We start from the raw sequence: 14,376 nt of genomic DNA, 5'->3' as shown, positions 1-14,376 counted from the left end.
TCGAAGCCTCGACAGCCGCCATCGGGATATCCAGCACACCGTCCTCACGGTGCACCACCAGATCCGCCAACCGGCGAATCTCCACCCGATCCACCACCGGCACCCCCATCAGCTCGGAGATCACATCCATCGGCAACTTGCCCGCGACCTCCTCGATCCAGTCGAAACCGACGGCACCGGACAACGCGGGCTCCAGATACGACAGCGTCAACTCCCGGATCCGGTCCTCCATCTGCGCGACACGTTTCGGCGTGAACCCCTTGAACACCAACCGCCGCATCCGCAGATGCCGCGGATCGTCCATCGCCAGAAACGACATGGTCCGATGCGCGTGCCGACCCCACGCCGCCGGATCCAGCGACACCCCGTTCGCACTCGACAACCGCACACTGTCACGAAACGCCCCCACCACATCCGGATGCCGCGACAACGCCCAAAACCCCAGATCCGGATTGTGATACAGCGGCGCCTCCTCCCGCAGCCGCCGATACACCGGATACGGATCCTCATGAAACCCGTAGTCATACGGGTCGAACACCAGCGGCCCCACCACAGCCGTCATCGCCCACACTCCGAATTCGATAACAAGTTCCGCAACGCGGCACCGCATGCCGGGCCGAGCGAAGACAGATAGCTGGACATGTGTCTGGACACTACCACCGCGCACTCGATCTCGACAATCATCCGATCAGAGCTCATTTCTCCGCTTCGGAGCGAAACACCGGCGGGAGTCGATACAGGCCGGATCACCTGACACCCGGATCTCGGGGAGAATGGCAGAGTTAGAACCTGTTATTGCCACCGATCACGTTCCAAGACTATATTCCGTACACGTGTCCAGACAGTATCGGAGTAATCCATGAGCAGCCTTCTGCCCGCCGACGGGTCCCGCCTGCTGATCGGCGGCAAGCTGGTCGAGGGCGCCGACGGTGTCTTCGCGACGGTGAACCCCGCGACCGAGGAGGTCCTCGGCCTCGCCGCCGACGCGAACGCGGCCGACCTCGACGCGGCCGTCGACGCCGCGCGCACCGCGTTCGACGAGACGGACTGGTCGCGCGATCACGCCTTCCGGGCGCGCTGTCTCGCGCAGTTGCGCACCGCGCTGGAATCCCATGTCGAAGAACTGCGCGAGATCACGATCGCCGAGGTCGGCGCACCGCGGATGCTCACGAGCGGCCCGCAACTGGAAGGCCCGGTCGCCGACCTCGGTTACGCGGCCGGGCTCCCCGAGACCTACGCCTGGGAAACCGATCTGGGTGTGGCCGCGCCCATGGGCATAAAGACGCGCCGAGTACTGCGCCGCGAACCGATCGGTGTGGTCGGGGCGATCACGCCCTGGAACTTCCCGCACCAGATCAACTTCGCCAAACTCGGCCCGGCGCTCGCCGCGGGGAACACCGTCGTGCTCAAACCCGCTCCGGACACCCCGTGGTGCGCGGCGGCGGTCGGCGCCATCATCGCCGAGGAGACCGACATCCCGGCCGGTGTGGTGAACATCGTGACCTCCGCGGACCACACGCTCGGCGCCCGGCTCACCGCGGATCCGCGCGTCGACATGATCAGCTTCACCGGGTCGACGGCCACCGGCCGCGCCGTGATGACCGGCGCCGCGACGACATTGAAGAAGGCGTTCCTCGAACTGGGCGGCAAGTCGGCGTTCATCGTGCTCGACGACGCCGACATCGCGGCGGCCTGCTCGGTGGCGGCGTTCTCGGTGTGCGTGCATGCGGGACAGGGGTGTGCGCTGTCCACCCGGCTGCTGGTGCCACGCGCCGCCTACGACCGAGCGGTGCAGGCGGCCGCGGCCACGCTCGGCGGGATCGAGCCGGGCGATCCCGCCGACCCGCGCACGGTCTGCGGGCCGCTGATCTCCGAGCGGCAGCGCGCCAGGGTGGAACGCTACCTCGACATCGCGCGCGCCGAAGGCGGCCGGATCGTGGTGGGCGGCGGGCGGCCGGACCGGGAGCGCGGCTTCTTCGTCGAACCGACGTTGATCGCGGACGTCCCCAACAGCTCGACCGTCGCCCGCGAGGAGATCTTCGGCCCGGTGCTGGTGATCATCCCGCACGACGGCGACGAGGACGCCGTCCGTATCGCCAACGACTCCCCCTACGGCCTGTCCGGTTCGGTGTGGGGCAACGACCCCGAACGCATCCGGCGCGTCACCGAAGGCGTGCGGACCGGGACGCTGAGCGTCAACGGCGGCATCTGGTACACCGCCGACGTCCCGTTCGGCGGCTACAAGCAATCCGGCCTCGGCCGCGAGATGGGCATCGCCGGTTTCGAGGAGTACCTCGAGACGAAAGTCATCGCCACCGCGGCCTGACCGTCGCGGGACAACTACAGAGGAGCTGAAGTCCATGGCCCGTTTCACGGGAAGATCCGCCATCGTCACCGGCGCCGCGCAGGGCATCGGCGCCGCCTACGCGCAGGCGCTGGCCGCCGAAGGCGCGAACGTCGTCGTCGCCGACAAGAACGCCGAAGGCGGCGCGGCGGTGGTCGAGAAGATCGTCGCCGACGGCGGCACCGCGGTGTTCGGACTCCTCGACGTGTCCGATCCCGAATCCGCCACCGCGCTCGCCGATTTCACCGTCGCCGAATTCGGCGCCATCGACCATCTGGTGAACAACGCCGCCATCTACGGCGAGATGAAGCTGAACCTGCTGCTGACCGTGCCGTGGGACTACTACAAGAAGTTCATGAGCGTGAACATGGACGGCGCGCTCGTCATGACCCGCGCCGTCTGGCCGCACATGTCCAAACGCCGCAGCGGATCGATCGTCAACCAGTCCTCCACCGCCGCGTGGCTGTATTCCAGCTTCTACGGGCTGGCCAAAACCGGCGTCAACGGCCTGACCCAGCAATTGGCCTTCGAGCTGGGCGGGTCGAACATCCGCGTCAACGCCATCGCGCCGGGTCCGATCGATACCGACGCCACCAGGTCGGTCACCCCGGACGTGATCGTCGACGACATCGTCAAACGCCTGCCGCTCAAGCGGATGGGCACTCCGCAGGATCTCGTCGGCGCCTGCCTGTACCTGCTGTCGGACGAGGCGAGCTGGGTCACCGGGCAGATTTTCAACGTCGACGGCGGACAGATCGTGCGATCATGAGCGCCCGCATCGGATTCCTCGGCCTCGGCAACATGGGTGCGCCGATGGCCGAGCGCCTGCTGGAGTGGCCGGGCGGGCTGACGGTGTGCGATATGCGGCCCGAGGCGGTCGAGCCGTTTCTCGCGGCCGGAGCGGACTCCGTCGCCTCGGCGGCCGAGCTGGCCCGACAGGCCACCGTCATCTCGATCACCGTGGTGAACGACGCCCAGGTGCGCGAGGTGATCACCGGACCCGAGGGCCTGCTGCGGACCGCCGCACCTGGCACCGTGGTCGCCGTGCACTCCACGATCAGCGACCGCACCGCCGAGGAACTCGGCGCGGTCTGCGGCGAGCGCGGCGTCGAACTGGTGGACGCGCCGATCAGCGGCGGCGCACCCGGCGCGACCCGCGGCGCGCTCGCGGTCATGGTCGGCGGCAGCGCGGCGGCGTTCGAGCAGGTGCGCGAACCGTTCGGCTGCTTCGCCGACCTGATCGTGCACGCCGGGCCGGTCGGCGCGGGCACGCGCATGAAGTTGGCGCGCAACCTGTTGCACTTCGTCTCCTTCACCGCGGCCACCGAGGCGCAACGGCTGGCCGAGGCGGCCGGTCTCGACCTCACCGCGCTCGGCAAGGTGGTACGGCACTCCGACGCGGTCACCGGAGGGCCCGGCGCCATCATGCTGCGCGACACCACCGCCCCGATCCAGGACGGCGACTTCTGGTTGCCGATCCTGCGGCACGTGCGCGACCTCGGGGAGAAGGACCTCGGTCTCGCCCTGGAGTTGGGCGAACGGCTCGGCACCGCGCTGCCGCTGGCCGAACTCGCACTCGACCGGCTCGGCCCCGGCCTCGGCGTCGGGACCGGCACCTCCGTATCGGAAAGGCAATCCTCATGAGCGACAACGGTTCCGGCGACTCCGCGCGGCAGCGCGGGTTGGCCAAGATGGCCGAGGTCTACGGCACGGAATTCCAGGAATACCCCGGCGCCCACTTCGCCGTCACCGCCGACCACCTCTTCGCCGACATCTGGTCGCGGCCCGGGCTCACCATCCGCGACCGCAGGCTGCTGCTGCTCGGCGCGCTGGCGGCGCAGGGCGCGATCGACACCGCCGGCATCCAGGTCGGGGCCGCGCTGCGCAACGGCGAACTCACCGAAGACCAGCTGCACGAGATCGCGGTGTTCCTGTGTCACTACGTAGGTTGGCCGAACGGCACCAAACTCGACATCCTGGTGGGCACGATTGTGGCGCAGCAGAAGAAGGCCGCCCGCGCGCAGTCCGCGCCCGCCGAGCAGTGAAGGATTCGTTGACCATGTCCGACGCCACCACCATCCGCCCCCTGCGCGCCAGCCGAGTCGAGAACTGGGACCATCGCGCCGACGTCGTCATCGCCGGATACGGCATCGCGGGCGTCTGCGCCGCCATCGAGGCCGCCCGCGCCGGCGCGGACGTGCTGGTCCTGGAGCGCACCGGCGGCTGGGGTGGCGCCGCCGCCCTGGCGGGCGGATTCATCTACCTCGGCGGCGGCACACCGCTGCAACAGGCCCTCGGTTTCGAGGACACCCCCGAGAACATGGAGGCCTTCCTGCTCGCGGCGCTGGGGCCCGGCGTGGACAAGGCGAAGATCGCCGACTACACCCGCGGCAGCGTCGAGCACTTCAACTGGCTGGTGTCCTGCGGCGTGCCGTTCCGCGAGGCGTTCTGGGGCGAGCCGGGATGGGAGCCGCCGCACGACGAGGGGCTGATGTACTCCGGCGGCGAGAACGCCGCGCCCTTCAACGCGATCGCGAAACCCGCTCCGCGCGGCCATGTTCCGCAGATGGCCGACAAGCGCACCGGGGAGAAGGGCGGCGGCTGGATGCTCATGAAACCGCTGGCCGACACCGCGGAAGCACTGGGCGTGCGCGCGGAGTACGACATGCGGATCGCGCGGCTGATCGTCGACGACGACGATCGCGTGGTCGGCGTGCTCGCCCGCCGCTACGGCAAGCCGGTCGCCATCCGTGCCGAACGCGGCGTCGTGCTGGCCACCGGCAGCTTCGCCTATCACAAGGAGATGATCGAAGGCTACGCGCCGCGACTGATCGGCAGGCCCGCCGCGGCGATCGAGGAACACGACGGCATCGGCATCCGGCTGGCGCAGGCGCTCGGCGCGCAGCTGGCGCACATGGACGCGACCGAGGTGGCCTTCTTCGGTGACCCGCAGTTGCTGGCGCGCGGCATCCTGGTCAACGGGCGCGGCCAGCGCTACATCCAGGAGGACACCTATCCCGGCCGGATCGGCCAGGCGACGCTGATCCAGCAGGACAATCAGGCGTACCTGGTGATCGACGAGGCGTCCTACGAGGAGGCGCTGACCACCGAGACCTCGACGCCGTTCTTCCGCCAGCCCCCGACCTGGGTGGCGGAAACCATCGCCGAGCTGGAAGCCGAGATGGGCCTGCCCGGCCAGGCGTTGCAGGCCACGGTGGAGTGCTACAACCTGCACGCCGCCAACGGCGCGGACCCGTTGCTGGGCAAGAAGCCGGAATGGCTGCGCCCGCTGCGCGGATCGGTGGCGGCGTTCGACATGCGCGGTTTCACGGCCGGTTTCACCCTCGGCGGACTGCGTACCGACCTCGATTCGCGGGTGCTGCACGTCTCCGGGGAGCCGATCCAGGGGCTGTTCGCGGCGGGCCGGTGCACCTCCGGCCTGTGCGCGGGCGGTTACGTCAGCGGCGCGTCGCTGGGCGACGGCAGCTTCTACGGACGCCGGGCCGGTATCGCGGCGGCCAAGAACTGAACCGTTCCAATCCGCCTAGTAGGATCCAGACACATGTCCGAACCCGATTCCGTCATTCTCGAGGCGACTCGCCGCAGGCTCTCCGGCAAACAAGCCGACACCGTGGACAAGCTGACCCGCTCGGCGGTGGAAGTGCTTGCGCGCGAAGGGTTCGCGGGCATGACCATCCGGATGGTCGCCGCGGCCGCCGGGGTCGGGACGGCCACGGCGTACACCTACTTCTCGTCGAAGGAGCATCTGGTCGCCGAGATCTTCTGGCGGCGGCTGGTCGCCTCGCCGTCGCCGGTCAGCGAGGACCCGGACCCGACCGTCCGGGTGGTCGCCGAACTGCGGAACATCGCGATGCTGGTGGCCGACGAGCAGGAGCTCTCCGGCGCGGTCACCAGCGCGCTGCTCGGCCGCGATCCCGACGTCGAGCATCTGCGCGGACGCATCGGCGCCGAGATCCGCAAGCGCATCATCCGCGCCCTCGGTCCGGACCCGGACCCGGACGTGGTCGAGTCGCTGGAATTGCTCTACGCGGGCGCGCTGGTGCGCGCGGGCATGGGCTACGGGTCGTACTCCGAGATCGCCGACCGGATCGAGGCCTCCGCGCTGTTGATCCTGCGGTAGCGCGGACAATGCCGGACGACTTCGAGCCGGTTACCCGAAACCGGGCCGCACGGCGCGTGCTTGCTCGTATCTTTGCCGTAGTCGGTGCAGATCGGAGTGGGAAAAGTGCAATCTGGTGAGCTTTCCGCGGACTACGTCGTCGTCGGTTCGGGATCGGCGGGCGCGGTGGTGGCCAATCGGCTCAGCGCCGATCCGGGCACCACGGTGGCGCTGCTCGAGGCTGGCCCGCCGGACAAGAACAAATTCGCGCACATCCCCGCCGGGTTCGCGAAACTGTTCCGCTCCGAGGTGGACTGGGACTACCTCACGCAGCCGCAGCCGGAGCTGAAGAACCGCGAGATCTACTGGCCGCGCGGCAAGATGTTCGGCGGCTCGTCGTCGATGAACGCCATGATGTGGGTGCGCGGCTTCCGCGCCGACTACGACGAGTGGGCGCTGCTGGCGGGTGCGGAGTGGGGCTTCGCGGCGGCCGTCGAACAGTTCCGGCGCATCGAACGCGTGGAGAACGCCCAGTATCCCGACGAGGGCACCGAAGGTCCGCTGTACGTCTCCCGCCAGCGCAGCCCGCGCGGCCTCACCGCCGCCTACCTGGCCGCGGTCCAGGAGGCGGGCTACCAGGTGGAGCCGCCCAACCGGCCGCAGCCGGACGGGTTCACCGAGACCATGGTCACCCAGCGCGGGGGCCGTCGGTGGAGTACCGCGGACGCTTATCTGCGGCCCGCCTTGCGTCGTCCGAACCTCACGATCCGCAGCGAAGCGCTCGCCACCCGAGTGCTGTTCGACGGCACGCGCGCCGTCGGCGTCGAGTACCGCCAGGGCGGTGTCACGCACACGGTGACCGCGCGGCGCGAGGTCGTGCTGTGCGGCGGCGCGATCAACAGCCCGCAACTGCTGATGCTCTCCGGTATCGGCGACCGCGACGAACTGGCCCGCCACGGCATCGAGGTGCGTCACCACGCGCCGGAGGTGGGCGCGAATCTGCAGGACCACTTGGTCGCGGGCATCGGCTACGGCGTCGCGGGGGATTCGCTGTTCGACGCGGAGAAGCCGCGCCAACTGCTGGACTACTTCATCCGGCATCGCGGCATGCTCACCTCGAACGTCGGCGAGGCGTACGGGTTCATCCGCAGTAGGACGGATCTGGAGTTCCCCGATCTGGAACTGGTCTTCGCGCCCGCGCCGTTCTACTACGAGGGACTGCAGGACCCGACCGAACACGGCGTGATCCTGGCGACGGTGCTGCTGCGCCCGCAGAGCCGAGGCCGGATCGCCTTGTCCGACGCGGACCCGTCCGCCAAGCCCCTGATCGATCCGCGCTACCTGTCCGACTCCGCGGGCGCGGATCGCGCCGCCATCATGGCCGGGCTGCGTGTGTGCGCAGCCATCGCCGCGGAGCCGTCGATGAAAGCGGTCCTCGGCCCGCTGATCTACCCGCCGCAGGCGCCGGCGGAACCGGAAGCCGTGCTCGAGCTGACCCTCAACTCGTACGCGCACACGCTCTACCACCCGGTCGGCACCTGCCGCATGGGCACCGACACCGCCAGCGTCGTCACCCCACGGCTGGAAGTGCGCGGCGTACAAGGGCTTCGGGTCGCCGACGCCTCGGTGATGCCGCTCATCATCCGCGGGCACACGCACGCACCGGCGGTGTTCATCGGCGAGCAGGCGGCTTCGTTCATCCTCGCCGGGTAGGGGGTCCTCTCGCCTACGACGCGACGAACAGTCCGAGCGAGGCGGCGGCCAGCAGGAGATACGGCAGCGGGTATCCGATGTGTGTGTAGTGCCGCGCCCGGACCACGGTCAGCACCGCGCCCACGAAGTAGAGCACCAACCCGGCCGCCGCGGCCGCACCGATCGGCGGAAACGCCGGACCGGCCAGCAGTCCGGCCCCGCCGAGCGCCTTGACCACGGCCAGGGGCGTCAGCCACGAATCCGGGATTCCGTAGGCGCGCATGTTCGTCCGCACCCACTCGGCGCGGACCACATCGATGCCGGCCGCGAGCAAGGCGGCCGCGGCCGCGAGCACCGTGGCGACGACGTAGGCGATGTCCATGGCAATACCCTTTCCTCAGGTGCCGCGCCCGGTCCGGACGACGGTCACCTTTGAGCTGTCGAATCCGTCATCCCGATGACGGACCACGGAGCGGAAAGGTGACCGATGCCCACCGAAGACGGCTTGGCGCGGGAATTCGAGGTGCAGCGCGACCATCTGCACGCGGTCGCCTACCGCATGCTCGGCTCACCGAGCGAGGCCGACGACGCGGTGCAGGAGACCTGGTTGCGGCTGGCCCGCCACGACGTCGATGACGTGCGCAACCTCCCGGGCTGGCTCACCACCGTCGTGTCCCGGATCTGCCTGGACATGCTGCGTGGCAGGGTGGCGCGGCGCGAGGAACCGCTCGACCACCCGCCGCGGCTCGACAGCGGCGCCGAGGAGAACGAGCCGGAGCGCGAGGCGGTCCTGATCGAGTCGGTCGGCCGGGCGTTGCTGGTGGTGCTGGACCGGCTCGGCCCCGACGAGCGGGTCGCGTTCGTCCTGCACGACCTGTTCGCGGTGCCGTTCGACGAGATCGGGCCGATCGTCGGCCGCACCACGCCGACCGCCAAGAAGCTGGCCAGCCGAGCCAGGCAGCGCGTGCGGGGCGTGGATGTCACGGCGGGCCAGGAGCTCGCCGCGCAGCGGCATGTCGTCGAGGCGTTCCTGCGTGCGGCGCGCAGCGGCGATCTCGACGGGCTGTTGTCCGTCCTGGCGCCCGACGTGGTCCGGACGGCCGACGCCGCCGCGCTCCCCGCCGGAGTGGCCACGACCGTGCGCGGCGCGGGGTCGGTCGCCGCGGAAACCGTGCTGCTGCGGAGGCGTTCGCAGGTTGCGGCGCTCGCGCTGGTGGAAGGTCACCCGGGTATCGTCGTAGCCCCGCGTGGCAGGCTGCTGCTGGCGCTCACCGTCACGGTGGACGGCGACCGGGTGACCGGATACCGGGTGACCGCCGATCCGTCCCGGCTACGCGGGCTCCCGATCAGCCTGTTGCCCTGCTGATTTCGACCCGACTCGTTTCAGCGCACCGGCCGCATCCGGCTCGGCGCGCTCCGCCGCACGGCGCCGCCGGAATTCTCGCGGCGTCTCGCCGAAACGGGCCTTGAACGCCGCGGAGAACCACGCCGGGGTGAATCCGGCGCGAATCGCCAACTCGCGGATGGGATCCTCCCGGGTGGGATCGTCCAGCAGATCGCGCGCGGCGCGCAGGGCCTCCTCCCGCCGCACGTCGCGATAGGTGGTGCCGACCTGCTGCAGCACCGAGCGCAATTGCCGGGGCGACCAGCCCAGCGCGTGCGCCACCGCGGGCAGGCGGACGTCGTCCCGGCCGACGTTGGCGCGCACGTACTGCCGGATCTGCGCGACGACCTGAGCGTGATGACCGCGCTGCGGATGGGTTTCGCCGAGCGAGATCAGGCTCAGCAATTCGGCGATCCGGTCACACACCGCGTTGAACTCGTGGTCGGAGAGGTTCGACTGCTCGGCGTGGGTGCTGCGGATCATGGCCTGGGTGATCCGGCCGAGTCCGGAGTTCAGGTCTATCGTCATGCCGCGTTCGGCGAGCGGTCCCGCGCGATGATCGAGTTCGGCCCGGGGCAGCTGGATGGCGAAGGCGGACAAGAGCGGGATATGGATCTGGCACAGATCGTCGAGTGCGGTCACCGCGGCCTGATCCGCCCGCGCCCGCGTCTCCTCGCCGCGATAGCGCACCGAGTACACGCCCCGTTCGGGGATGACCACCCAATAGAAGTCGTCGCACGGACCGTGGCGGATGTTGGTCCGGGTGCGATAGGAGGTACTCGTTCCGCGCTGCTCCCAGCGCAACAACCGGTAGGCGGCCGATTCCTGCACCGTCATGCCCGAGTACCACCGTTCGGGATCGCCGTACCGGTAGTCCATCGGAACGAAACCGTTGGCGATCGCGGTCCACGATTGGGCGTCGTTGGCGGTCACGCCGTAGCACTTCATGGTGAGAACCTATCGCCGCTGGATCCACCGCATATCGTAGTGCCGGCCAGAACGATACGGCTGCCGCGCGAACCTCGCGACGCTGGGAAGTCCGAGCCGCAGCGGACGGCTCGACCGCCGGATTCCGTCGGCGCGCCGTGCGTTACGCACTCAGCGCACGGGCACCCGGGCGAATCCGAGCGGCGGCGTGGGCGCGGGCCCGGTGCGCAAGACGGGCCGAAAATCGGGCAGCACCGGCAGGACGTCGGCATTCCGGGCGGCATAACACCGCACGGCGGGAAGCGCACGGGCCACCTCCGCGCGCTCCACCGGCTCGTGGTCGATGAAGCCGATGGTGTCGAGTCCGAGGCCGAGCGTGCGCGCGATTCGGACGATCGCCGAAGATTTGGGGCCCCAGCCGATCTCGACGGCCGAGAACATCTCGTAGACGCCGTGCCGGTACAGCTTGTCCAGCGTCCACTCACGCTCGCCGCGACTGGCCACGGCGTGCCAGATCCCGCGTTCGCTGAGCACGCGCAGGGTGCGCAGCGCGGCGGGCCGCAACGCGCCGACGGTCGCGTCGCACACGGCACCGTCCCACAAGGTGTTGTCCACTTCCCAGACAAGACATCTCAGAGCCGGTGTCATCGCCCTGCCCCTATCGTTGCGTCATCACTGCCTTTCCGCCGTGGCGTGCGCGACAGATGGGCACTGCACACCATCCAGGACACGACACGTGCCGGACAAGACCCTGGTTACATGGCCATGACCGGCGCGGGTGATCCTACCGGCATGTCGGCCGCGCCTCGCGGCAACGACCGAACCGGCTGCGCTCCGCACCCGGCGACGAGCCGGTGGGCCGAGCCGGAAATGGGCAGGTGGTCACCGGAAATCGGTCGCACGTCCAGCTGCTGTGACCGCTCACAACTCCCTGCCGGACGGTCTCACTCGCTCTCACAGAACCCGTCGATCGGGTCCGCGAAAGAGATCAACAGATTAGTGTGAATGCGCTGCACAGCAATCGTGGGCGGAAGGGAGTCGCCAATGTCCGTCGACAGTTCGGCCCGGCCGAGCCTGACCCTGTCGGGAAAGCCGATGTCGTCGCCACTGAAAGACGTTCGCGGGCTATCGCGTCAGATGGTCGGCCACTTCGTCGAGAACGTCATCCCGTGCGGAACCCTACCGGGTGACGCCATCGCAGGCGACGTCACCACCATCACCCGGGTCTGCCTGGAGCTGGCGGTGAGCATGCTCGACGGTAAAGACCTCCCGGAGAAACTCCAGCGGCTCGGCGACGCCGCCGCGGGATGGGCGCGGGAGGGAGTACCGATCGACACCATCCACCACTCGATCCACGAAGGCTTCAAGATGGGCCTGGAGCTGGTGGTGTCCGACGCGACGATGAAGGACTACGACGACCTCGTCGACGGCGCCAAGATGGTGGTCGAGATGCTCGACATGATCAACTCGGCGGTCTCCATGGCCTACGTCCGCGAGCTGCGCGCGGTGGTCAGCGAGCACCACACCGCCGTGCACACGCTGACCTCCGCGTTGCTCGGCGGGCACAGCACCTCCACCATGGCGCGCGAATGCGGCATCGCCATCGCCTCCTCGTACGCCGTTCTGGCCGTGGCGATTCCGCCGCACCGCGAGGAACGCAATCCGATGGTCGACGGCAAGGTCGTCGCCCGCAGGAAACTGCGGCGGGTCCAGGCCGAGCTGGCAACGCGCTGCGGCGAGGCCGCGCTGTCGCTGCTGAGCGTGGACGGCGGCACGGTGCTCATCCCGTCGGGCCACTTGAACAACGAGCAGCTCGACGCCCTGGTCACCCAGCTGTCGCACGCCGCGCAGGTGGGCGTCACCGCGACCATGGTCGAGGCCACCCCCGAGAAGATTCCCACCGCCGCCGACCAGGCGCACGAACTGCTCGACATGGTGCAGCGATTGCAGGCGGTGGCCGGGCTGTACCGCTTCGACGAGCTGGCGCTGGAATATCAGCTGACCAGACCTGGGCCCGGCCGCGAGTACCTCGGCTCGCTGCTGGATCCGCTGGACGCGCACCCGGAACTGCTGGAGACGCTGCAACGGCACATCGCCAACAACCTCAACCGGCAGCGCACGGCTCGCGTGCTGCACGTGCACACCAACACCGTCGACTACCGGCTCAAACGGATCGGACAGCTCACCGGATTCGACCCGTCGCAGCCGTCGGGCCTGTGGTATTTGCGCTCGGCACTCGTCGCCCGCACGTATCGCACGACCTGACCGCTCGACGCGTTCACGGGTTCGTCGCCGTCCGCGGCCGGCGGCGGACCGCGACGACCCCGCGTGGATCACTCGCCCCGCCTCCCGTTCCCATGCGCGGGAACGACAAGGCGCTGGTCATTGTGGTGTCACAGATCGACGATTACCGTGAGCCACGAGTTACGAAGGCCGGTGGCGGCACAGCCCGGGTCGTCGCAACCAGAGGTACCAGGAGGTTGCGATGACATGGGTGGGCGCGTCGGCGGGAGAAATCGCGGCGGGAGTCCGGAGCCGGGAGGTATCCCCGCTGGAGGTGGCCGACGAGCATTTTGCCCGCATCGCGGCACTGGATACACGGATCAACGCCTTCCGCATCGTGCGCCACGAGCAGGTGCGCCGCGAAGCCCGCGCCCTGGCCACCCGTAGCGATCTCGCCGACCTCCCGCTCGCCGGAGTTCCGGTGGCGGTGAAGGACAATCTCGACCTCGCCGGGTGCGTGACCGGCCACGGTTCGCGCGCGGCGCGGCAGACCGCGGCCGAGTCCGACAGTGAGCTGGTCCGCAGGTTGCGTGCCGCGGGCGCGCTGCTGATCGGCAAGACCAATGTGCCCGAGCTGTGTCAGTGGCCGGTCACCGAGAGCGTCGCGCACGGCATCACCCGCAACCCGTGGCTGCTCACGCACACTCCGGGCGGATCCACCGGCGGCGGCGCCGCGGCGGTCGCCGCTGGAATGACCGCGCTCGCAATCGGTTCCGACGGCGGCGGTTCGATCCGCATCCCCTCGTCCTGTTGCGGGCTCGTGGGCCTGAAGCCAGGCGACGGCGTGATCGCGCGGCCTCCCGAACTCGGCTCCAATTGGCTCGGCCTGTCGACGTTCGGACCGCTGGCCACCACGGTGTCCGACGCGGCCTTGCTGCTGGCGGTGCTCACGGCCGACGACCGCTACCTGGCACCGGCCGCACCCCAGCAGGCCCTGCGAATCGGCATGACCGCTCGGCCACCGGTTCTCGGAGCCTCCGTCGACCCGCAGGTGCGCACTGCCATGCTGGCGGCGGCCGAAGCGCTGCGTGCGGCGGGCCACACCGTCACCGAGGTGGCTCCGCCGTGGCGACCACAGGACGCGCTCGGTTTCCTCGCCCGCTACTTCGCCGGCGTCGCCGAGGACACCACCGACCTGAGCGCGGACCTTTTGGAACCGCTGACCCGCAAGGTGGCCCGGGCCGGACGCGTGATCGGCCGGATGCGTCGTGTACCCGACGCTCCCCCGGCACGGCAGTCCGAACGATTCGCCGCGTGGTTCACCGAGCACGATCTTCTGCTCACACCCACCCTGGCGACCCCGCCGGTTCCGGTCGGAACCTTCGCCGGGAAGGGATTTCCGGGCACCCTGCTCGACGTATCCCGCTTCATTCCCTTCACGCCGCCGTTCAACACGGTCCGTTACCCGGCGATCTCCGTTCCCGCCGGGCAGTCCGACACCGGACTGCCCATCGGTGTGCAGCTCGCCGCGGCGCCCGGCGGCGAAACCACATTGCTGGCGGTCGCCGCACAGCTGGAGCAGATCCGTCCGTGGCAGCGGCACGCTCCGCTGGCCGACGCGTCGATCCCGTAGCGGACCGTCACCGCCGCTCGCGTCAGCACCACGGTCCCCGAAAAAGATCGACG

Annotated in this window: 13 protein-coding genes and 1 pseudogene; 10 read left to right on the top strand and 4 right to left on the bottom strand. The window is 69.4% G+C overall.

Annotated features, from left to right (window positions below; all coding sequences use genetic code 11):
• A pseudogene (locus tag ACWESM_RS27690) lies at positions 1-562 on the bottom strand (cytochrome P450); the annotation flags it as partial.
• A gap of 297 nt (positions 563-859) precedes the next feature.
• On the opposite strand from ACWESM_RS27690, the gene ACWESM_RS27685 reads away from it, so the two are divergent.
• The 7 genes from ACWESM_RS27685 (at position 860) to ACWESM_RS27655 (ending at position 8,177) form a co-directional block, all read left to right on the top strand.
• Positions 860-2,326 (top strand): aldehyde dehydrogenase, encoded by a 1,467-nt coding sequence (locus ACWESM_RS27685; protein ID WP_452494208.1) that lies wholly within the window; start codon positions 860-862, stop codon positions 2,324-2,326.
• A gap of 34 nt (positions 2,327-2,360) precedes the next feature.
• Entirely contained in the window at positions 2,361-3,113 is a 753-nt protein-coding gene (locus tag ACWESM_RS27680) for an SDR family oxidoreductase (RefSeq protein ID WP_356968119.1), read from the top strand.
• Entirely contained in the window at positions 3,110-3,988 is an 879-nt protein-coding gene (locus ACWESM_RS27675) for an NAD(P)-dependent oxidoreductase (RefSeq protein WP_364438116.1), read from the top strand. The genes ACWESM_RS27680 and ACWESM_RS27675 overlap by 4 nt, the downstream gene beginning before the upstream one ends.
• Positions 3,985-4,389 (top strand): carboxymuconolactone decarboxylase family protein, encoded by a 405-nt coding sequence (locus ACWESM_RS27670; protein WP_355078353.1) that lies wholly within the window; start codon positions 3,985-3,987, stop codon positions 4,387-4,389. Before ACWESM_RS27675 ends, ACWESM_RS27670 begins: the two co-directional genes overlap by 4 nt.
• A gap of 14 nt (positions 4,390-4,403) precedes the next feature.
• Complete coding sequence (locus ACWESM_RS27665) at positions 4,404-5,873, top strand: FAD-dependent oxidoreductase (protein WP_356968123.1); 1,470 nt, start codon at positions 4,404-4,406, stop codon at positions 5,871-5,873.
• A gap of 33 nt (positions 5,874-5,906) precedes the next feature.
• Entirely contained in the window at positions 5,907-6,485 is a 579-nt protein-coding gene (locus ACWESM_RS27660; protein WP_039797950.1) for a TetR/AcrR family transcriptional regulator, read from the top strand.
• 105 nt (positions 6,486-6,590) lie between these two features.
• Complete coding sequence (locus ACWESM_RS27655; RefSeq protein ID WP_364438111.1) at positions 6,591-8,177, top strand: GMC family oxidoreductase; 1,587 nt, start codon at positions 6,591-6,593, stop codon at positions 8,175-8,177.
• Between the two features lie 13 nt (positions 8,178-8,190).
• Here the strand turns inward: ACWESM_RS27655 and ACWESM_RS27650 are convergent, their stop codons facing one another.
• A complete protein-coding gene (locus ACWESM_RS27650; protein WP_379255535.1) occupies positions 8,191-8,538 on the bottom strand; it encodes a DoxX family protein in 348 nt (115 codons plus the stop codon).
• A 105-nt stretch (positions 8,539-8,643) separates the two neighbouring features.
• Between ACWESM_RS27650 and ACWESM_RS27645 the strand changes: the two genes are divergently transcribed.
• Positions 8,644-9,522 (top strand): sigma-70 family RNA polymerase sigma factor, encoded by an 879-nt coding sequence (locus ACWESM_RS27645; protein WP_452494203.1) that lies wholly within the window; start codon positions 8,644-8,646, stop codon positions 9,520-9,522.
• Here the strand turns inward: ACWESM_RS27645 and ACWESM_RS27640 are convergent.
• Both ACWESM_RS27640 and ACWESM_RS27635 read right to left on the bottom strand, forming a co-directional pair.
• Positions 9,487-10,488, bottom strand: coding sequence for a helix-turn-helix transcriptional regulator (locus ACWESM_RS27640; protein WP_364438103.1), 1,002 nt, complete (start codon positions 10,486-10,488; stop codon positions 9,487-9,489). The two genes, ACWESM_RS27645 and ACWESM_RS27640, sit on opposite strands and share 36 nt — an antisense overlap.
• Positions 10,489-10,638: 150 nt before the next feature.
• On the bottom strand, positions 10,639-11,115 hold the full coding sequence (locus tag ACWESM_RS27635) for an HAD-IIIC family phosphatase (RefSeq protein WP_355078359.1): 477 nt from the start codon (positions 11,113-11,115) through the stop codon (positions 10,639-10,641).
• 396 nt (positions 11,116-11,511) lie between these two features.
• Between ACWESM_RS27635 and ACWESM_RS27630 the strand changes: the two genes are divergently transcribed.
• Positions 11,512-12,732: a PucR family transcriptional regulator gene (locus tag ACWESM_RS27630; RefSeq protein ID WP_356968133.1), complete on the top strand. Its 1,221-nt coding sequence runs from the start codon at positions 11,512-11,514 to the stop codon at positions 12,730-12,732.
• A 220-nt stretch (positions 12,733-12,952) separates the two neighbouring features.
• Positions 12,953-14,323, top strand: a complete 1,371-nt coding sequence (locus tag ACWESM_RS27625) for an amidase (protein ID WP_364438098.1) — start codon at positions 12,953-12,955, stop codon at positions 14,321-14,323.
• Positions 14,324-14,376: the final 53 nt, after the last annotated feature.

This window comes from Nocardia sp. NPDC003999 (assembly GCF_053604885.1).
This window is presented reverse-complemented; position numbering and strand designations above follow the sequence as displayed.

What these genes read in the sequence shown, in the direction of transcription:
- ACWESM_RS27675 (WP_364438116.1), top strand. Translation starts at nt 3,110, where the DNA reads ATGAGCGCCCGCATCGGATTCCTCGGCCTCGGCAACATGGGTGCGCCG.
- ACWESM_RS27645 (WP_452494203.1), top strand. Translation starts at nt 8,644, where the DNA reads ATGCCCACCGAAGACGGCTTGGCGCGGGAATTCGAGGTGCAGCGCGAC.
- ACWESM_RS27650 (WP_379255535.1), bottom strand. Translation starts at nt 8,538, where the DNA reads ATGGACATCGCCTACGTCGTCGCCACGGTGCTCGCGGCCGCGGCCGCC.
- ACWESM_RS27685 (WP_452494208.1), top strand. Translation starts at nt 860, where the DNA reads ATGAGCAGCCTTCTGCCCGCCGACGGGTCCCGCCTGCTGATCGGCGGC.
- ACWESM_RS27665 (WP_356968123.1), top strand. Translation starts at nt 4,404, where the DNA reads ATGTCCGACGCCACCACCATCCGCCCCCTGCGCGCCAGCCGAGTCGAG.
- ACWESM_RS27660 (WP_039797950.1), top strand. Translation starts at nt 5,907, where the DNA reads ATGTCCGAACCCGATTCCGTCATTCTCGAGGCGACTCGCCGCAGGCTC.
- ACWESM_RS27630 (WP_356968133.1), top strand. Translation starts at nt 11,512, where the DNA reads ATGTCCGTCGACAGTTCGGCCCGGCCGAGCCTGACCCTGTCGGGAAAG.
- ACWESM_RS27680 (WP_356968119.1), top strand. Translation starts at nt 2,361, where the DNA reads ATGGCCCGTTTCACGGGAAGATCCGCCATCGTCACCGGCGCCGCGCAG.
- ACWESM_RS27635 (WP_355078359.1), bottom strand. Translation starts at nt 11,115, where the DNA reads ATGACACCGGCTCTGAGATGTCTTGTCTGGGAAGTGGACAACACCTTG.
- ACWESM_RS27670 (WP_355078353.1), top strand. Translation starts at nt 3,985, where the DNA reads ATGAGCGACAACGGTTCCGGCGACTCCGCGCGGCAGCGCGGGTTGGCC.
- ACWESM_RS27625 (WP_364438098.1), top strand. Translation starts at nt 12,953, where the DNA reads ATGACATGGGTGGGCGCGTCGGCGGGAGAAATCGCGGCGGGAGTCCGG.
- ACWESM_RS27640 (WP_364438103.1), bottom strand. Translation starts at nt 10,488, where the DNA reads ATGAAGTGCTACGGCGTGACCGCCAACGACGCCCAATCGTGGACCGCG.